The following is an 18,466-nucleotide window of genomic DNA, read 5'->3' as shown; positions in this document are numbered from 1 at the left end:
CAACACTAACAGCAAGAATTATGAAAAAAAGCACAGCAAAGGCCCAATGGAACAAAGGCCTGAAAAACGGTAATGGAGAAGTTGAGTCAGGCACCGGTAACTTTAAAGCAGGCTATACCTTCGCCTCGCGCTTCGAAAACGACGCGTCGGCCACCAACCCCGAAGAACTGATCGGTGCGGCGCATGCCGGCTGCTACTCCATGTTCCTGAGTGCACTGCTCGAGAAGGCCAACTACGAGCCGGAGTCAGTTCGGACAACTGCCACCGTGCACCTGGGCGAAAAAGACGGCGGACCGCACGTGATGAAGATCGAACTGAACACCGAGGCTAGTGTGGCAGGTATAAGCGACGATGAATTTCAGAAACTAGCCGAAGAATCAAAAGCCAAGTGCCCTATTTCGAAGGCGCTGGGTGCCGTGCCTGAGATCACATTAACAGCTTCACTAAAAAAATAAAATTACTATATTGCAGCTTGCACCTAAACTGTGCTCGTTTGTTTCACTTTAATACGCCTATATGCCAACAGCCGGTAATGCAAGATCGTCGCTTTTAGTCCAGTTAAGCCCTTCGCGCAATGCTAAGCTTTCGTTTACGGTACAACTAGTGCTCACCCTTTTCTGGCTGGCCTGGGCTACTATGCTGCTTGTAAGCGAAAACCCGACTGGCGACCAGAATTACCTGTACTACATATTTTTCGGTTTGTCTGTTGTTTTTCTGGGCTACGTGATCCTGCAGAACACCTCTGTGTTTGGTATACAATCTTACATTGAAGTAACGCAGGAGTACATCGTGCAGAAGAATGGCGTGTTTCGCACCAAAATGATCACGGCTATACCTGACATCGAAGCGGTGCACGTATCACTTATGGCCCTGCGCATCACCCAACGCGACGGCAACAAGGTATACCTCGACCTGAAGCAAGTGCGCAAGAAGCGTGACATCGAGAAAGTGAAAAGCAGAATACGTGAACTGGCAGCAGTGCATAATTTTGAAGTAACAGAAGCCAATCTGGCATAAGGTATACACTGATGAAAATGTCATCCGAGCTGTTCCGTTTTTGCCTAGCCGCTACCATTTTGGTAGTTGGTTTTGCTTATCAAATATTCAATCCGTATACCAATACTGCGACTTTAGTGATGCTGCTAGTGCCCACCATAATTGTAGCAACTTTAGGTATACGCCTTTTGCAAAAGGCAAAAAAAGTGAACTAGCATACGATAATCAATAAAAGGAGAGGGCTATATCTGCGCAGGTATAGCCCTCTCCTTTTTAGAACCAGCCCGACAGGTATAGCTTTAAAACAAAAACTGCCGCTACTCAGGTATAGTAGCGGCAGTTTTGTTTTAGGTATAGCGTTTCAGTTAGGTATAGCTTAACCCGCCTTGGACTTGAATTTCTTCTGTAGTTCCTGAATGCTCACTTTAAACTTCTTGTCGGTATCAATCAGATCAGAAACAGTCTGCACCGAGTGGATCACCGTACTGTGGTCGCGGCCACCAAAATGGTAACCGATTGACTTGAGCGAATGGCTGGTAAACTCTTTGGCAAAGTACATGGCCACCTGACGCGCTGTCACGATTTCTTTCTTACGGGTCTTGGCTTTGAGCGAGTCCAGGCTCACCTGGAAGTACTCGGCCACCGTTTTCTGGATGAAGTCAAGGTTTACTTCCGTCTCTACATCCTCAATAATATGCTTCAGGGCCTGCTTGGCAAGCTCCAAGTCAATCTCTTTTCTGTTTAGCGAGGACTGCGCAATAAGCGAGATAAGTACACCTTCCAGTTCACGCACGTTGGTGTCTACGCTGTAGGCCAGGTACTCCACTACGTTGTCAGGTATATCAATTCCGTCGCCCTGCATCTTTTTCTGGATGATGGCCATACGTGTCTCAAAATCCGGGCTCTGCAAATCGGCGGTGAGGCCCCACTTAAAGCGGGACAACAGACGCTCCTCTAAGCCTTTGAGGTCGCGTGGCGGACAGTCGGAGGTCATCACGATCTGTTTGCCGGACTGGTGCAGATGGTTGAAAATGTGGAAGAACATTTCCTGCGTCTTCTCCTTGCCGCTCAAAAACTGCACGTCGTCGATGATCAGGATGTCTACCAGCAAATAGAAGTTGGCAAAGTCCTGCACGTTGTTGGTCTTGAGCGACTCGATGAACTGGTTCACGAATTTCTCGGAAGACACGTAGAGCACGAACTTATCCGGGTTGCTGTTTTTGATGTGGTTGCCAATGGCCTGCACCAGGTGCGTTTTGCCAAGTCCCACACCGCCGTATACCATCAGCGGGTTAAACGAAGTAGTACCCGGCTTGTTGGCCACGGCATAACCTGCCGACCGCGCCAGGCGGTTACAATCTCCCTCAATGTAGTTTTCGAAGGTATAGGCGCCGTTCAGCTGTGAGTTCAGGAAGTTGCGGTCGATTGTCTTCGACTCGAACGGGCTCTTGATGAAGTTCTGCTCCGGCCGGTAAGAATTAACGACAGCCTGCGGAATTTTCTTGGTCGGGATGTTGACCGTCTGCGGCTTGTTAGACTCGTTTCCACGATCCACGATAATAGAGTACTCCAGGCGCCCCTCACTGCCCATCTCCTGGTAAATTACCTTCTTCAGCAAACCTACATAGTGCTCCTCCAGCCACTCATAAAAGAATTGGCTAGGCACCTGTATGGTGAGCACATTGTCACGCAGGGACAAAGGCTTGATCGGTTCGAACCAAGTTTTAAAGCTCTGCTCGCCAATACTTTCCTTAATTACCTGTAGACAGTTACTCCATACTGTTGAACAGTCTTTTATCATCCAATTTTCCAAAACACAAAAGATCCGTTGGGTGTAACAAACCTAACCTTGACGGCAGGGGGGTTACAAATTTGACCAATTTATTCTAAACAAAAAATTATTTATTCACGAAGTTAATACAGGGTTATCCACAGCCAAGACAGCGGTCCTTGTGTCGGTCCTACGCTTTGATTTTCTGCTGAATGTAACATCTATTCTGCCCAAAAACAAGCCCGACCACCCTACCTGGTTAATCATGGTCTCATGCCCGCTTTCGTGTCGCAACACTTCCGGTTTTTCCATGAAGGTATGGGTATGGCCACCCAAAATCAAATCGATGCCGCTGACCTGCGCGGCCAGTTTGCGGTCGTCTATTTTGTCGGTGTCGTAACTATACCCAAGGTGCGAAAGGCAGATAACGAAGTGGCACTTCTCTTTTTCACGCAGTGCCTGCACCGTCTCGCGGGCTTTCTGAACAGGGTCCAGGTATACGGTTTCGCCATACATGTTTTTGCTCACCAGCCCGTCGAGCTCTATACCTAGCCCGAATATACCTACCCGTATACCTTGCTTTTCGAACACCTTGTAAGGCTGAAAGCGATCTTTCAGGATCGTGTTGGAGAAATCGTAGTTAGCCGTGAGGAACGGGAAACCAGCCAGCGGCAATTGCTTCTGGAGCCCTTCCAATCCGATATCGAAATCGTGGTTGCCGAGTGTGGCGGCGTCGTAGCCCATCTTGGTCATGAGTTTGTACTCGAGCTCGCCCTCAAAAAAATTGAAGTAGGGTGTGCCCTGCCAGATGTCGCCGGAGTCGAGCAAAAGCACGTTCGGCTCCTGTTGCCGGATGCGCTCGATGAGTGTCGCGCGACGAGCCATACCGCCCATACCGCCATACTTGCGCCCATCGTCCGGGAAAGGGTCGATGCGCGAGTGCTGGTCGTTGGTATGCAGGATGGTCAGTTTTATACCTTCACGGGCGGCCTCTGCCGAAAAAGGCAAACCCAGCATGCTTATACCTGCCGCGCCGAGGGCCGTGTGCTTCAAAAAGTCTCTTCTCTTCATGTGTTCAGGTATAGCTTATGGAAGGATGGTCACGCGTTTTTCGGCCGGGACGGTCACTTGCTTGCCGGCGGCGGTGAGCTGCTGTATGTGCTGGTGAATAGCGTCGCGTAGCAAAAGGCCCAGCTTCTCGTATTGGATCGGATTCTTGAGCATGTCGAGTTTATCGCCGCCTCCGGCCAGATAGTCGGAAGTAACCAAGGTATAAGTTTTGTTGAGATCAAGGGGCTGGCCTTTGATTTTGATATCCTGTGCTTTGCCGTTAGCCACGGTATAGGTTGCGTTGCCGATGTAGGTGATCTTGCGGGCCGCAGCATCGTCGAACAGCTGCTTTACGGACTCGCCACTGAGGGTGAGTACGACCATCTCGTTCTCAAACGGCATCAGCTCAAAAATATGGCCGGTGGTAATATTGCCTTCTGGTAGCGGCACGCGCAGACCGCCTTCTGTGGTTACGGACATGTTGATGGGTTTTCCGTAAACTGGTTCGCTCTGCGCCAGCTGCAGGTCTACTACAAAGTTGCCGAGCGGCGATTCGTAGTCGCCTTTGCCCAAGGCAACCGGCGCCGAACCCACCACCTCCGACATTTTCACGGTCACTTCTTCGCGGTATGGGGCAACCAGGGCCTCCACAGCCGAATCGGCCTTGATGTTATGGTCAACGGCTACGTCCGTCTCGCTCAGGTTGGCGGAGGGTTGCAAGGGCTGCTGGCAGGCGACCAGACTTAGGGCCAGAGCCAGTCCGGAGATGTATTTTAGGAAAGGGCGCTTCATGGGATGCTGCTGTAATTATCCCCAAAGTTATCAACATTGTCGGGCCCGGGCAAAAAGAATAGGCGGATTAATTTTTCTTTCGCGATTACTAAAAACTTACACGTTGTCACCCAGTTATATAAGATTTTGGCTATATTTTTGAGGTCTAATTTTTATACCTGCATCAACCAGATTCTCTATAGCCATTTATTTATCTTTTAGGAAACAGTGTATGAATAGAACAAGCAATAGATAGTCAAATAATTAGACAAATAATACTAAAATATACCTATAAATCGTATTCTTATAAACCTTCACCTATAACTACCTGGATATGAAGAAAATATACCTGCTTCTATGTTTAGCTACCTTGCTTTTTGCGCCGTTGCTAGTACAGGCCACACACATTTACAGCGGCTACATCAGCTATACAGCCGATCCAGAGAATCCGCTAAAGTTTGATTTTGTGTTTACGCTTTACACAAAAGCCGCCTCATCTGCCGATGATCCTTTTGCATTCATAAGTATGGGTGATAGCAAGGTCGCGAGGGTTGAAAGAGGCAGCGTTACTCATTACTCCAGTCGTTATGATAAGGAAATTTTTACCTGGAGCCATACCTACGATGCGCCTGGAAACTATACCGTGCATTGGACTGGCGAGAACCGGAACGGGGGAATCATGAATATGGCAGCACCCACTGACTTGATAAATTTAAAAATAATTACACGCGTGAAGGCAGGTACCGCTACTCAAAATCTGCATGGGGCGAAGCTTGCCGGCGCACCAATTACTGGAGCCTATACGGGTGAGCCCTGGACCCACAATTTCTTAGCCTATGACGAAGATGGCGATTACCTGGTGTATGAGTTGGTGACTCCCAAACACAGATCTTCTTCTTTCGAGATTGCAGATGTTCCCGGTTATTGGCCTCCGGAGGGGTTAACAGTGAGCGAGTTTGGAGAAATCCATTGGCCAAATCCCGTTCAAAAAGGAGAATATGTGATCGCTTTGAAAGTAACAGAAATGCGTGACGGCAGGGAAATAGGCCATATGATAGTCGATATGGCTTTCCAGGTGACCGAGCGGGCGGATCAACCGAAAATGAGTCTCCTGAACAAGAACCGCCTGACGGTGAACGGCGATGGTTCAATTCAGACCTGGCCAGGCCAACCGGTGAAGCTGGAATTTTACCTGAAAAAGAATCCGGCCAGTGACTTGCCACTAAGTGCCAGGCCATTCGGGGAGATTGATACCTTAGAACTGATCAACACGTCGCTTACTTTCCGCGATACTGCGGATGGTTTTGCCATTACTTATTCCTTCACGCCCGGCCCTGACATGGAGCGTACAGAACCCTACCTTATTGGCATGCGAGGCAGACCGGTAGAAGAATTTACGGCAGACAGGCTCCCTTATAGCAAAGTGGAGGATGCCTGGGCATTCGCGTACATTTATGTGGGCGAGCAGCGGCGTCCGCTCTCTTCCGGTGACGATTTCCCAACTGAAAAGCCGAAGCTATACCCGAACCCGGCGCGGGGCGAATTCACTATCGAGGCACCCGATCTGCCGGCCCTCCACCTGCTGGTGCGCGACATCACGGGCAAGGTGGTGGCGAGCTATACCTTGAGGCCGGGAAGAAACGACTTTGCCCGTCCGGCCAAACTGGCCTCGGGACTCTATACCTATACCTTAACCAGCCAGCTCTCGCCCATCGAAACGGGAAAACTCGTGCTGCAATAAATTATTCAATAAAAAGCCTCCCTCAGTTGGTGCTGAGGGAGGCTTTTCTATACCTGTCTATACTATACCTGCCTACTTTTTACCTTTCCCTTCCATATAGTTTAATGTCAGGCTGGTCAGGGTCTTCACGCCAAGTTTCAGGCCGCTTTCATCTATAAAGAAATCAGGTGTATGGTGCGGGGGGGCTGCTTCCGGATTTTCACCTTTCGGCATACCTCCTACAAACAGAAACAATCCGGGAATCTTCTCCTGATAGAAAGCAAAATCCTCAGCTCCGGTCACAGCTTTGGCCAGTACCACTTTATCGCGGCCTGCTACGGTATGCAAGGTAGGCAGCATGCGCTCCGTTAAGGCCAGGTCGTTGTAGGTAACAGGGGTTTGCGGGATGATCTCTACTTCGGCTACAGCGCCACTGCTTTCCGCAATTTTAGTGGCGGTGAGCTTCAGTTTCTCGTGCAGCTTCTTTTGCATTTCCACATCCAAAGCCCGGATCGTGCCCTCCATCAGCACCTCCTCCGGAATAATGTTGTTACGTACACCACCGTGGATGCTTCCAACCGTGATCACAGCGGCAGCTTCCGGCAAGTGCGTCTGCCGGCTAATGATCGTCTGCAGACCGTTTATGATCTGCGCTGACACCACAATCGGGTCTATACCTGACCACGGGTAGGCACCGTGTACCTGCTTGCCTTTTACTTTAATGCGGAACATATCGGCGCTCGCCATGGTCCCGCCCGGCGTATACTTAATGGTGCCGACCTCCGTCTGTGAGTTGATGTGCAGCCCAAAAATCACTTCCGGCTTAGGTCCCTTGTCGAGCACGCCTTCTTTTACCATCAGAGCCGCACCGCCTTCCTCCCCTACCGGAGATCCCTCCTCAGCAGGCTGAAAAATAAACTTCACGGTTCCCTTCAGGTCGCTTTTCATACCTGCCAGCACCTCGGCGGCACCCATCAGCATGGCAATGTGCGTGTCGTGGCCACAGGCATGCATCACACCTACTTCCTGCCCGTTGTAAGTACTGCGCTCTTTAGAGGCAAATGGCACATCCGTACGCTCTGTTACAGGCAAGCCGTCAATATCCGCGCGCAGGGCCACGACAGGACCGGGCTTTCCACCTTTCAGGATGCCCACCACACCGGTATGAGCTACGCCGGTTTGTACCTCTATACCTAGCTTTCGGAGGTGGTCTGCAATTTTTTCGGCTGTCTTGGTTTCGCGGTTGCCTAGCTCAGGGTATTGGTGAAAGTCACGACGCCACTCAATCACTTTCGGTTCCAGTTTGTCGGCCATGGTGTTGGCCTTCGTCAACAGTTTTGAGTTCTGTGCGAGAGCAGGTATGGTAACCAGCAGTCCCAGGCAGAGAGGCAGTGTTTTTTGAAGGAAGGTATAAGGGTGTATCATTTTTAAGATCAACGGTTTGCTTCCTTTAAAGCTACATAATTTTTGGAACAGCCCAACAACATTCTATGCTGCAGCAGTGGAAAGCCATAGTTCGAAAATTAAAAGAGGATATTTATACCCTGTACCTCGCCTAGCGCGATCCGCGGGTAACTTTCTAAGCCGACGTGGTGCAGGAGTATCGCCAAAAGACAAAAAACGAGCTGCTGAAGCGGAAATCCAATTACCTCATGGCCGTCTGCATTATAGCGATCTGGCTACTTTTGGGTAATTGGCTATACCGGCGCTTTATGGTTCACGTAAACTAGAAACGCCGTGATAAAAACCACCAGACCTTCTCCCCGTTTTCATAAGCTGCAATAGAAAGTATATATTTACAGGAAATAACACCCATACACGATGACTGACGAGCAGAAGCTATTTTCAGAATTCAAGCCGGGCACGGCAGCCGATTGGGCAAGTCGTACACAGAAAGACCTGCGCGAAACCCCACTCGAAAGCCTGAACTGGCATACCTACGAAGGCATCACGATTAAGCCCTACTATACCCGCGAAGACACGCAACACCTGCCATTTGCTCAGCAGAAACCGGGTGACTTCCCTTTTCTGCGCGGCAACACCGGCAGCGACAACAACTGGCAGAACATCCAGAAAATAAAAGCGTATGGCAACGGCATAACAGCCATTGACAAAGCCGCTGATGCCCTAAGCAGAGGCGCTGATGGTGTGCTCTTTATTGTGGAAGATCCGCAGGCTTTCGACGTTGCCTACCTGACCGAGCAACTCGACCTGACCTCGCAGTCTGTCAGTTATACCTTGGGTAGCGACCCGGCAGATTTTCTCAGAGGACTCTATACCTCGCTTTCTGAGCAGAACATCTCGCACCGCAACCTGAAGGGTTTTATGAACTACGACCCGATGTCAGGAAAAGGCCAGCTCACCGAGGACGAAAACAAGATTATCACCCAGGTGCTCGAACTTACCAAAGACAGCCCAGACTTTTACGGCGTTACGGTTTGTGGCACCAGTTTCAGCAGCATCGGCGCATCGCTCACACAGGAAGTAGCCTATACCCTGAGTGCTGCCGTAGCTTATACCGATCGTCTTACCACAGCTGGTGAGCCTCTGGAATCGGTGTTACGCAACATGCTGTTTTGCATGGGGGCCGGCACCAACTACTTTTTTGAGATCGCCAAATTGCGGGCTCTGCGCCTGCTTTGGGCTGCCGTAGTGGAGGCCTACCAGGCCGATCCGGCGCTGGCCGGCAAACTGCGCATCCACAGCACGACTTCCAGTTGGTACCAAACTACGCTCGACCCGTACGTGAACATGCTGCGCGTGACCACTGAGGCCATGTCGGCAGTTCTCTCCGGCGCTGATTCGCTTACTGTACTGCCATTTGACAGCACCTTTAAGGATTCAGATGAGTTCTCGGAGCGCATTGCCCGCAACGTGTCTATCATCCTGAAAGAAGAGTCTTATCTGGACAAAGCTGTTGACCCAGCCGCCGGTTCTTACTACCTGGAGTCGCTCACCAACGAACTGGCCACCAAAGCATGGGATTTGTTTAAAGAAGTGGAAGCACAGGGAGGATTTGAGGTCGCTTATGAAAATGGTTTCATTTTGGGCTCAATCACCGAAGTAAACCGCCAGAAGTTCCGCGACATCGCCACAGGCCGCATGGTGCTGGTAGGTACTAACAAATTTCCGAACCCGAAAGAGAAGATTGATTTTGACCCGGAGGAGCTGATCCAGCGCGCTGAGTTCGACACAACTCGCGCCGCCTACCCGACTGAGGTGATGCGCATGGCCACAGAACTGCACCTGCGTAAGCGCAAACGTCGTCCGCGGGCCGTTATCGCCGTGATCGGACAGGCTGCCAAGCTCCATATCAACGCCTCATTTGCAAAAGAATTTTTCACCTGCGCCGGTTTCGAAACCGATATGCAACAGTATGATAACGTAGAAACAGCTGCCGATCGCTTGTTGCATGCAGCCGCCGAGGTAGTGGTTGTGTCTACTTCCGAAGCAACCTATGCCCGCGAGTTTGGACCCAAGATTCGTCAGCACGAATCCAAGTCGACTATCATCATGGCCGACGATCCGCAGCATATGAAAGACGAACTGGTAGCCCACGGGTATGACGAGTTTATTTTCGAAGACTGCGACATGTCGACTATCTTAGAGTTAGTGCAGAGGCGCCTGGAACGGGATGAAAACAATGGCGATAAGCATTAGAAGCCGCCTGCTATACCTGTTAGCAGGTATACTGGTGATGACCGTAACAGCCTTTACATTCAAAAACAACAAACCAGCAACCATGATCGACGCGATAACAGAAGTTAAGCAAGCCCTTGACGGACAAGTAGCTGCCTGGAACAAAGGCGAACTGGAAAAGGCGATGGACTTTTACTGGGAGTCGCCGGACATGCTCTGGATAAGCCGTAACGGCACCGAAAAAGGCTGGCAGGAAGTGCTGGAGATGTTCAAAACCGACTTCACCGACCGCAGCAAAATGGGCGACTATACCTACGAACCGTTGCACATCGAGCAGGTAGGACCGGAAGCCGTGTACTATGTGTACCGCTGGAAGATAGACTTGCAAGGCAAAAAACTGATGGGCGGTGTATCGTCGCAGCTCTGGAAAAAGGTAAATGGCCGTTGGGTCATCACCTCCGAGCACGCGAGTTAGAAAATGACTGAATTAGTGAATGAGTGTTTGAGCGAATTGATTTTTTAAATGATTTCACGCGCTGGCTCATTCTGAAATATAAAAGATAAATGGAGATTGATGAGAGTTTGAATTGACTGTATACCTATTCACTCCTTCACTCAATCACTCATTCAAAAATTAACCCATGAAACCTGACTTTTCGAACATAGACATCAACAGAGTCGCCAAGGCAGAGCACGGGCCGAAAGGCCCGCTGCAGCCGAAGGACTGGAAAACGGCCGAGCAAATTCCGCTCAAGAGCTACTATACCTCCGAGGATGTGCAACACTTCGAGCACCTGGACTTTGCCGCTGGTCTGCCACCATACCTGCGCGGGCCTTATAGCACCATGTATGTGCAGAAGCCGTGGACCATCCGCCAGTATGCCGGATTCTCCACCGCTGAAGAATCCAACGCTTTCTATCGCCGTAACCTGGCCGGCGGACAGAAAGGGCTCTCGGTAGCATTTGACCTGGCTACGCACCGCGGCTACGACTCCGATCACCCGCGTGTGGTAGGCGACGTGGGCAAGGCCGGCGTGGCCATCGATTCGGTGGAGGACATGAAGATTCTCTTCGACCAGATTCCGCTGAACGAGATGTCGGTGTCGATGACAATGAATGGTGCCGTGTTACCGATCATGGCCTTTTACATTGTGGCAGCAGAGGAGCAGGGCGTAGCGCCGGAGCAGCTCAGTGGCACGATCCAGAACGACATCCTCAAGGAGTTTATGGTGCGCAACACCTACATCTACCCGCCGGAACCGAGCATGAAAATCATTGCGGATATCTTTGAGTATACCTCGCAGAACATGCCGCGCTTCAACTCGATTTCCATTTCGGGCTACCACATGCAGGAAGCCGGCGCTACTGCCGACATTGAGCTGGCCTATACCTTGGCTGACGGTCTGGAATATGTGCGCACCGGTTTGAAGGCAGGTATGGACATCGATGTATTTGCACCGCGACTCTCCTTCTTCTGGGCCATCGGCATGAACCACTTTATGGAAATCGCCAAAATGCGCGCTGCCCGTATGTTGTGGGCCAAGCTGATCCAGCAGTTCAACCCGATAAACCCGAAATCGCTGGCACTACGCACACACTGCCAGACTTCCGGCTGGAGCCTTACCGAACAGGACCCTTTCAATAATGTGACCCGTACCTGCGTGGAAGCATTGGCCGCTGCCCTGGGGGGCACCCAAAGCTTGCATACCAACGCACTCGACGAGGCCATCGCGCTGCCAACCGACTTCTCGGCCCGCATTGCCCGTAACACGCAGATATACCTGCAACAGGAAACGAACATCAACAAAGTGGTGGACCCATGGGGTGGCTCTTACTATGTAGAAGCCCTTACACACGAGATTGCACACAAAGCCTGGGAGCTGATTCAGGAAGTAGAAGCGCTGGGTGGTATGGCCAAAGCCATTGAGACTGGTCTGCCCAAAATGCGTATCGAGGAAGCTGCTGCCCGCAAGCAGGCCCGTATCGACTCTGGCAAGGATGTGATCGTGGGGATAAACAAGTACCGCCCGGATCAGATTCAGGAAATCGACATCCTTGACATCGACAACACGGTGGTGCGTGAGTCACAACTCCGCAGACTGGCGCAGGTAAAAGAAAGCCGCGATAACCAGGCCGTGAATGAAGCACTGCAAGCACTGACCATCGCTGCGGAATCCGGGGAAGGCAACCTGCTGGGGCTGGCTGTGAACGCGGCCCGCTACCGCGCTACACTGGGCGAAATTTCTGATGCATTAGAGAAAATTTACGGAAGACACAAAGCTGTGATACGCTCCATATCAGGTATATACTCTGCCGAACTCTCCGATGACGAGAACTTTGAGCGGGCAAAAGTGCTGGCTGATCAGTTCGAGGAACTAGAAGGTCGCCGGCCACGCATTATGGTCGCCAAAATGGGCCAGGATGGTCACGACCGTGGCTCTAAGGTGATCGCTACCTCCTTCGCCGACCTCGGCTTCGACGTGGACATCGGCCCACTGTTCCAGACTCCGGCCGAAGTAGCGATGCAAGCCGCCGAAAACGACGTGCACGTAGTGGGAGTATCTTCGCTGGCAGCCGGCCACAAAACGCTGGTGCCGCAGCTGATCGGGGAACTCCGCAAGCTCGGCCGCGAAGATATCATGGTAATCGTAGGTGGCGTTATACCTGCCCAGGATTATGATTTCCTGTTCAAGGCCGGCGCTACAGGTGTGTTCGGACCGGGCACGATCATCTCCGTAGCAGCTCAGAATATCCTGGAGCAATTGATCAGGAGAGCCGTGGAATCCGGAAGTTAAGCGTTCAGAGTTAGAAATTGAAAGCTGCAGCTGCATTAGTCGGCTGCAGCTTTTTCTTTTCCAGGGAGGGATGTTTTTCAGGCACACGCCTTCTTTTGAAGGGTATACGGCGGGCCGGTACTTTGCTACAGCCCTTTTTAAGCCGTACCTTTGCAACGCTAATTAATGTAACTCATGTCATCAAAATCAACGAAATACCTTCTCCTCACCATCACAGCTGCGCTTGTTATCTACTTCGTTTACGACTCGTTTTCACTGCCCAGCGTAGACGACCTAAAGGGTGATTTTAAAGAAGTGGCTTTTTACCGAAACGAGAATAATACCGGCCCAATTGTCAGGATTTATGCCGTGACCGTAGCCGATACCTTGTGGAAGGAAATGGAGCAATACGGCAATTACATGCCGCATACCAAGTATGGCACCACAAGAGTTTATTTCTTTCTGAATAATCAACCGGCACCCGATCAGGTGCAACCTGGCCAGCAGAACTTCCCTTCTCAATTTGAGCCCTATACCTTAGCCCGCTTCGAAAAAGACGCCATGGGGCAGGTATCCTTTATGCGGCATCCATTCAGTCGTTAAATTGTTGTTTTGTTTTGGCATTACTACTTATTGATAATTAAGTAGTCACCACCATATTATACCGGCATATTCATTCGGTGCATCTCCAGATTATTCGTAAAAGAGAGAATGTGTAACTTAAAATCTATATGCTATGAAAATGATTTGGAAAACAGCAGCTGCCTCTCTTTTTATAAGTTCGGCTCTTCTTATGTCCTCCTGCGGCGGAGAACAGGGTGGTAACTCAGAAATGCCACCTGAAACGATGGAGGGCAACACACAGGAAACCGGCATAGAAGGTAACGGTTATGTAATGCCTGAAGATACTGCCGGAATGGATACTACGATGGGCACGACGACCGGAACGACGACCGGAACTACCACCGGAGGTATGACAACTACTGGCGGTACGACAGGAGGCACAACAAGTGGAACCACTACGGGTACAACAACCGGAACCACGACTGGTACCACGACCGGAACGACCACCGGCGGGACTAATACAGGCACAACAACTGGCACGACCTCTGGCAACTAGTTATAACCACGTTCTGGTTGCGGCACTTTTCTGATTGCCGCAACCAGAATATATCTCCTACAATTCACTACAACTGAAAACAGACTATGAAAAAACAATGGATCTCACTAACTGCCGCTTTCTGCTTAGGCTCAGCTTCCTTGCTGTTAACATCTTGCGGTAGCGATAATCAGCAATCTGTACCGGATAATCAATCTATCGAGACCCGGGACATAGACAGCGACTCGCTGGAAGACAACCGGGCTGAAGATGCCAGTGGCGGTACAGGCACAGATGCCTCCGGCACTACAAGTGGTAGCACCACAGGGGGCACCACCATGTAAGTATCTGTAATTCAATCAGGTATAAAATTCAACAAAAAGTGGGAGGCTATTCAGGCTGTCTCCCGCTTTTTTATATTACAAAAGCAACACTTTCAGACGAACACAACTCTTCATACAATTTCAAGATTTTCCTGCAGGTATAGAGGAAACAGATAATCTTCTGGGTTTAGAGCTTGTGTAACAGGCAGTATAATAGTATACTTGGCCCCTTGTTTCCTTATTTCGTATGAATACACATTCATATAATAAGCGCTGACTATGAGGCAAGGCAAATCAAAAAAATCATACTTCGTACTAAATCTGATTCTTTTGCTTTTATCTTATATTTTCTCCCCTCTGCCGGTACAGGCGCAGTACCGACCGGAGACCGATTTACAGGAGCTTTTTCGTGATGTGCAGTTGCTGCCTGTGTTTCCGGATTCCAAAACCTTTGCAGACTGCGTGCCCCTGCAGGAGCCGGCATATATTCTGCAGGCTTACCGGGAGCAGCGCCAGCAGCCTGGCTTTGATCTGAAAGACTTTGTACTGGAGCATTTTCTGCTGCCCACGCAACCGTCCTCTAACTTCACAACTGATACCAGCTTATCTGTAACAGCACATATACGGCAGCTATGGCCTGTGCTCACCCGTATGCCGGGAGATGGCGGCGGATCGCTACTGCCTCTCCCCCACGCTTATGTAGTGCCGGGCGGTCGCTTCCAGGAAATCTACTACTGGGATAGCTTTTTTACGATGCTGGGGTTGCAGGTAAGCGGCGAAAAAGCGCTGATCCAGCACATGGTCGACAACTTCACGCACCTGATCCATACTACCGGTCATATACCCAATGGCAACCGCAGCTATTACCTGAGTCGTTCCCAGCCACCCTTTTATGCGCTCATGCTGCACCTGCTCACCCAGGAACTAGGCCGCGATGTGTTGGTAAAATATGCTTCCGCGCTGCGCAAGGAGTATGCTTTCTGGATGGATGGAGTTGAGCAACTCACCTCTGCCAATCCAACGCACCGGCGGGTCGTGCGCTTACCGGATGGCAGCATCCTCAACCGCTACTGGGATGACCAACCTGCTCCACGCCCCGAGTCTTACAAAGAAGACGTTCATATCGCGCAGGAGTCCGGCCGAAATCCGGAAGAGGTATACCGCCACATCAGGGCAGCTGCCGAATCTGGCTGGGATTTTAGCAGCCGCTGGTTCGCTGACAAGCAAAATCTCAGTACGATACACACCACCGACATTCTGCCCGTAGACCTCAACTCACTGCTTTTCCACATGGAACTGACATTGGCTGAGATGGCCGAACTGGAGCGTGATCCGGTTGAGGCTAAGATGTTCCGCCAGAAAGCCAAAGCCCGTCGCAAAGCACTACTGCAGCACATGTGGCACGATGGTGATGGCTTCTTCTACGATTATGATTTCGTGCAGGGCAAATCCACCGATATTCCTACGCTGGCTGCCGTTTTTCCGCTTTACTTTTGCATGGCCAAACGCAAACAAGCCGGGGCTGTAGCCGAGCGTCTGCAAAACGATTTCCTGAAGGCCGGTGGCTTGGCCACGACTTTGGTTCATACCGATCAGCAGTGGGATGCTCCGAATGGCTGGGCACCTTTGCAGTGGATGAGTATTCAGGCGCTTCGCAATTACGAGCACGAAGAGCTGGCCCGTACCATCGCCACGCGCTGGATCACCCTCGGTACCGAAGTGCACGAGAACACAGGCAGAATGGTGGAGAAGTATAACGTGGAAAACCTTGAGCTCGACGCAGGCGGCGGTGAGTACCCCAACCAGGACGGCTTCGGATGGACCAATGGTGTATTCCTGAAACTGATAGCCCTATACCCTGAACTGCGACCAATTGCAGAGCAGGAACCCACCTTATTGCAAAAACAGTAAAACTATAGCTGAACCACGGCGCTATGTAAGGCGGGTATTCCGTTATAGAGATCAGGTATAAAAAGCACCTGCTATACTTGATCTACCGATTGCTTCAGAAACTGGCACTCAGTTTGCAAAGTCAGCGTTATACAGAAAACAGGATATGATTCAGTTTAAACATACGATAGCGGCATTTACCCTACTCTTAGGTTCCTTCACAACTTTTGCGCAGGGTGAGACGTCGAACTGGTACTTCGGCAAAGGAGCCGGTCTGATCTTTAGGGGCGACACAGTAACAGCGGTAGTTAACAGTAGGCTGCAAACCGAAGAAGGCAGCGCCACCATCTCTGACAATGCGGGCAACCTGTTGTTTTATACCAACGGCATCACTGTCTGGAATAAGCACCACCGCGTGATGCCAAACGGCAATGGCCTGATGGGTATGAAGTCCTCCACCCAATCTGCATTGATTATACCTAAGCCTGCTGCTGACAGCGTCTTTTACATCTTCACAACCGACATACAGGCACAGTCTAACGGTTTGCGCTACAGTGTGGTGAACATGAACAAGGATGATGGCAATGGTGCTATTACGGCTCGTAACGTGTTCATGATCGCACCAGCTACCGAAAAACTCACGGCCATACGCCACAGCAACAACCGCGACTGGTGGGTGATCGCGCACCGCTGGAATAGCAACGCTTACATGGCCTACCTGGTGACAGCCGAGGGTGTGAATGTGGAGCCTGTGATGAGCAATGTGGGCACCGTACATGGCGGCGCGCACCGCAAAGCCATTGGCTACCTCGTTCCCTCTCCTGACGGCACCCGCCTGGCTGCCGCCCTCTGGGACAGCGACAGCAATTTTGAAGTACTCCGTTTCGACCGCAATACCGGCGTGGTATCGGATCCCATTTTGTTGAAAGGCTATGAAGAGGCTTATGGCGTCTGCTTTTCTCCGGATGGCACCAAACTATACGGATCCGCGAACGGCAAAGGCGGCGGTAAGGCACAGATTATCCAATTCGATCTGCAGGCTGGTGTTGAGGATGCTATTGCCAAATCAGCTGTAGTGGTTGGCACTTCCGGCAGTCCGCGCATCGGCGCTATACAAATGGGTGCGGATGGCAAAATGTATGTAGCACGTCAGGATAACATTCACTTAGGCGTGATCAATAACCCGGATGCTTTGGGCAAGGAAAGTGGCTATGTAGACACGGGACTGCATTTAGGTGGTCGCAAGAGTGATCTTGGTCTGCCGAACTTTCCGCAAGGTATACGATCGGGCACAGCCAGATCTGCAAACGTGAAATAAGGTATAGAATGGACTTTTAAAGCCGGGCAGCGATGTCCGGCTTTTTTGTTTCGCACAAATAACTGGCTTGGTAATGCATATATTCTAAATTTGTAAGGCAATCGATTCTATACCTAACGCTATACCGCCTTGGCAAAACGTTTCAGTGCTGATAAGTATGTAGAGGGCATTCTGGCCGGCGACCGTGTGATGCTGAGTCGTGCCATTACGTTGGTGGAAAGCCGGTTGGCTTCTGACCTGGATCTGGCGCAGGACGTTATCAACCAGGTGCTGCCGCATGCCGGCAAATCGGTGCGGATAGGTATAACCGGCGTGCCAGGCGTGGGCAAGAGCACGTTTATTGAATCTTTCGGCAACTACCTGATTCAGGAGCAAGGCAAAAAACTGGCCGTACTGGCCATCGACCCGACCTCACAGCGTACCGGCGGCAGCATACTCGGTGACAAGACGCGCATGGAGTTACTTTCCATCAATCCACAGGCTTATATACGCCCCTCTCCTGCTGGTAAATCGCTGGGTGGCGTAACGCGCAGCACCCGCGAATCCATCATCCTTTGCGAAGCAGCTGGTTTTGATGCCATTATTGTGGAGACTGTAGGCGTAGGCCAATCCGAGACGGCGGTGCATGCCATGGTCGACTTTTTCCTGTTGCTGATGCTGGCGGGTGCCGGCGACGAACTGCAAGGTATAAAGCGCGGCATCATGGAGATGGCCGACGCGATTGCCATTACCAAAGCCGACGGCGAGAACGCCATGAAAGCCAAGGCCGCCCGTGCCGAATACCAAAATGCCCTGCACCTATACCCGATGGCCGCCTCTGGCTGGCTCCCGAAAGTATCCGTATGTTCCGCAGTGGAGCAAACCGGCCTCGATACCATCTGGCAAACCGTAGCCGCATACCTGGAATTGACGCAAAAAAATGGATTTTTCGAGAAGAAGCGCCACGATCAGAACCTGCAATGGATGTACGAAGCCATACGTCAGGGACTAGAGGATAATTTTTTCGCACACCAGCAGGTAAAAGAACAACTGCCAGGTATAGCCGATGAAGTAACAGCAGGCAGGAAGTCAGCTTTTGCAGCGGCTTCGGAGCTTTTGAAATTGGTGTAACTTCC

16 protein-coding genes are annotated in these 18,466 nt (G+C 51.0%); 12 read left to right on the top strand and 4 right to left on the bottom strand.

Annotated features, from left to right (window positions below; all coding sequences use genetic code 11):
* The first annotated feature begins 20 nt into the window (after positions 1 to 20).
* Positions 21 to 455 (top strand): OsmC family peroxiredoxin, encoded by a 435-nt coding sequence (locus K3G39_RS15235; protein WP_220627036.1) that lies wholly within the window; start codon positions 21 to 23, stop codon positions 453 to 455.
* A gap of 61 nt (positions 456 to 516) precedes the next feature.
* Positions 517 to 1,017 (top strand): hypothetical protein, encoded by a 501-nt coding sequence (locus K3G39_RS15230; protein WP_220627035.1) that lies wholly within the window; start codon positions 517 to 519, stop codon positions 1,015 to 1,017.
* A 355-nt stretch (positions 1,018 to 1,372) separates the two neighbouring features.
* On the opposite strand, the gene dnaA is transcribed toward K3G39_RS15230, so the two are convergent.
* The 3 genes from dnaA to K3G39_RS15215 form a co-directional block, all read right to left on the bottom strand.
* Positions 1,373 to 2,797: a chromosomal replication initiator protein DnaA gene (gene dnaA, locus K3G39_RS15225; protein ID WP_220627095.1), complete on the bottom strand. Its 1,425-nt coding sequence runs from the start codon at positions 2,795 to 2,797 to the stop codon at positions 1,373 to 1,375.
* 105 nt (positions 2,798 to 2,902) lie between these two features.
* On the bottom strand, positions 2,903 to 3,838 hold the full coding sequence (locus tag K3G39_RS15220) for a bifunctional UDP-sugar hydrolase/5'-nucleotidase (RefSeq protein ID WP_220627034.1): 936 nt from the start codon (positions 3,836 to 3,838) through the stop codon (positions 2,903 to 2,905).
* 15 nt (positions 3,839 to 3,853) lie between these two features.
* Positions 3,854 to 4,609 carry a 5'-nucleotidase C-terminal domain-containing protein gene (locus tag K3G39_RS15215; protein WP_220627033.1) on the bottom strand — a complete coding sequence of 252 codons (756 nt, stop codon included), beginning with the start codon at positions 4,607 to 4,609 and terminating at the stop codon, positions 3,854 to 3,856.
* A gap of 313 nt (positions 4,610 to 4,922) precedes the next feature.
* On the opposite strand from K3G39_RS15215, the gene K3G39_RS15210 reads away from it, so the two are divergent.
* Positions 4,923 to 6,329, top strand: coding sequence for a T9SS type A sorting domain-containing protein (locus K3G39_RS15210; RefSeq protein ID WP_220627032.1), 1,407 nt, complete (start codon positions 4,923 to 4,925; stop codon positions 6,327 to 6,329).
* 72 nt (positions 6,330 to 6,401) lie between these two features.
* Here the strand turns inward: K3G39_RS15210 and K3G39_RS15205 are convergent, their stop codons facing one another.
* On the bottom strand, positions 6,402 to 7,733 hold the full coding sequence (locus K3G39_RS15205) for an amidohydrolase (RefSeq protein WP_220627031.1): 1,332 nt from the start codon (positions 7,731 to 7,733) through the stop codon (positions 6,402 to 6,404).
* Between the two features lie 396 nt (positions 7,734 to 8,129).
* Here K3G39_RS15205 and K3G39_RS15200 point away from each other — a divergent pair, with 396 nt between their 5' ends.
* The 9 genes from K3G39_RS15200 (at position 8,130) to meaB (ending at position 18,461) form a co-directional block, all read left to right on the top strand.
* A complete protein-coding gene (locus tag K3G39_RS15200) occupies positions 8,130 to 9,968 on the top strand; it encodes a methylmalonyl-CoA mutase family protein (protein WP_220627030.1) in 1,839 nt (612 codons plus the stop codon).
* On the top strand, positions 9,952 to 10,422 hold the full coding sequence (locus tag K3G39_RS15195) for a DUF4440 domain-containing protein (protein ID WP_220627029.1): 471 nt from the start codon (positions 9,952 to 9,954) through the stop codon (positions 10,420 to 10,422). Before K3G39_RS15200 ends, K3G39_RS15195 begins: the two co-directional genes overlap by 17 nt.
* Positions 10,423 to 10,588: 166 nt before the next feature.
* Complete coding sequence (gene scpA / locus K3G39_RS15190) at positions 10,589 to 12,742, top strand: methylmalonyl-CoA mutase (protein ID WP_220627028.1); 2,154 nt, start codon at positions 10,589 to 10,591, stop codon at positions 12,740 to 12,742.
* 174 nt (positions 12,743 to 12,916) lie between these two features.
* Positions 12,917 to 13,324, top strand: coding sequence for a hypothetical protein (locus K3G39_RS15185; protein WP_220627027.1), 408 nt, complete (start codon positions 12,917 to 12,919; stop codon positions 13,322 to 13,324).
* A 133-nt stretch (positions 13,325 to 13,457) separates the two neighbouring features.
* On the top strand, positions 13,458 to 13,841 hold the full coding sequence (locus tag K3G39_RS15180) for a hypothetical protein (protein ID WP_255594392.1): 384 nt from the start codon (positions 13,458 to 13,460) through the stop codon (positions 13,839 to 13,841).
* Positions 13,842 to 13,927: 86 nt separating this feature from the next.
* Positions 13,928 to 14,164, top strand: coding sequence for a hypothetical protein (locus K3G39_RS15175; protein ID WP_220627026.1), 237 nt, complete (start codon positions 13,928 to 13,930; stop codon positions 14,162 to 14,164).
* Positions 14,165 to 14,473: 309 nt separating this feature from the next.
* Positions 14,474 to 16,054, top strand: a complete 1,581-nt coding sequence (gene treF, locus K3G39_RS15170; protein WP_255594391.1) for an alpha,alpha-trehalase TreF — start codon at positions 14,474 to 14,476, stop codon at positions 16,052 to 16,054.
* A gap of 145 nt (positions 16,055 to 16,199) precedes the next feature.
* Positions 16,200 to 17,351, top strand: coding sequence for a hypothetical protein (locus tag K3G39_RS15165; RefSeq protein ID WP_220627024.1), 1,152 nt, complete (start codon positions 16,200 to 16,202; stop codon positions 17,349 to 17,351).
* Between the two features lie 129 nt (positions 17,352 to 17,480).
* Entirely contained in the window at positions 17,481 to 18,461 is a 981-nt protein-coding gene (gene meaB, locus K3G39_RS15160) for a methylmalonyl Co-A mutase-associated GTPase MeaB (RefSeq protein WP_220627023.1), read from the top strand.
* Positions 18,462 to 18,466: the final 5 nt, after the last annotated feature.

It is taken from the genome of Pontibacter sp. HSC-14F20 (assembly GCF_019599265.1).
Lineage (GTDB): Bacteria > Bacteroidota > Bacteroidia > Cytophagales > Hymenobacteraceae > Pontibacter.
This window is presented reverse-complemented; position numbering and strand designations above follow the sequence as displayed.

What these genes read in the sequence shown, in the direction of transcription:
- K3G39_RS15235 (WP_220627036.1), top strand. Translation starts at nt 21, where the DNA reads ATGAAAAAAAGCACAGCAAAGGCCCAATGGAACAAAGGCCTGAAAAAC.
- K3G39_RS15230 (WP_220627035.1), top strand. Translation starts at nt 517, where the DNA reads ATGCCAACAGCCGGTAATGCAAGATCGTCGCTTTTAGTCCAGTTAAGC.
- dnaA (WP_220627095.1), bottom strand. Translation starts at nt 2,797, where the DNA reads ATGATAAAAGACTGTTCAACAGTATGGAGTAACTGTCTACAGGTAATT.
- K3G39_RS15220 (WP_220627034.1), bottom strand. Translation starts at nt 3,838, where the DNA reads ATGAAGAGAAGAGACTTTTTGAAGCACACGGCCCTCGGCGCGGCAGGT.
- K3G39_RS15215 (WP_220627033.1), bottom strand. Translation starts at nt 4,609, where the DNA reads ATGAAGCGCCCTTTCCTAAAATACATCTCCGGACTGGCTCTGGCCCTA.
- K3G39_RS15210 (WP_220627032.1), top strand. Translation starts at nt 4,923, where the DNA reads ATGAAGAAAATATACCTGCTTCTATGTTTAGCTACCTTGCTTTTTGCG.
- K3G39_RS15205 (WP_220627031.1), bottom strand. Translation starts at nt 7,733, where the DNA reads ATGATACACCCTTATACCTTCCTTCAAAAAACACTGCCTCTCTGCCTG.
- K3G39_RS15200 (WP_220627030.1), top strand. Translation starts at nt 8,130, where the DNA reads ATGACTGACGAGCAGAAGCTATTTTCAGAATTCAAGCCGGGCACGGCA.
- K3G39_RS15195 (WP_220627029.1), top strand. Translation starts at nt 9,952, where the DNA reads ATGGCGATAAGCATTAGAAGCCGCCTGCTATACCTGTTAGCAGGTATA.
- scpA (WP_220627028.1), top strand. Translation starts at nt 10,589, where the DNA reads ATGAAACCTGACTTTTCGAACATAGACATCAACAGAGTCGCCAAGGCA.
- K3G39_RS15185 (WP_220627027.1), top strand. Translation starts at nt 12,917, where the DNA reads ATGTCATCAAAATCAACGAAATACCTTCTCCTCACCATCACAGCTGCG.
- K3G39_RS15180 (WP_255594392.1), top strand. Translation starts at nt 13,458, where the DNA reads ATGAAAATGATTTGGAAAACAGCAGCTGCCTCTCTTTTTATAAGTTCG.
- K3G39_RS15175 (WP_220627026.1), top strand. Translation starts at nt 13,928, where the DNA reads ATGAAAAAACAATGGATCTCACTAACTGCCGCTTTCTGCTTAGGCTCA.
- K3G39_RS15165 (WP_220627024.1), top strand. Translation starts at nt 16,200, where the DNA reads ATGATTCAGTTTAAACATACGATAGCGGCATTTACCCTACTCTTAGGT.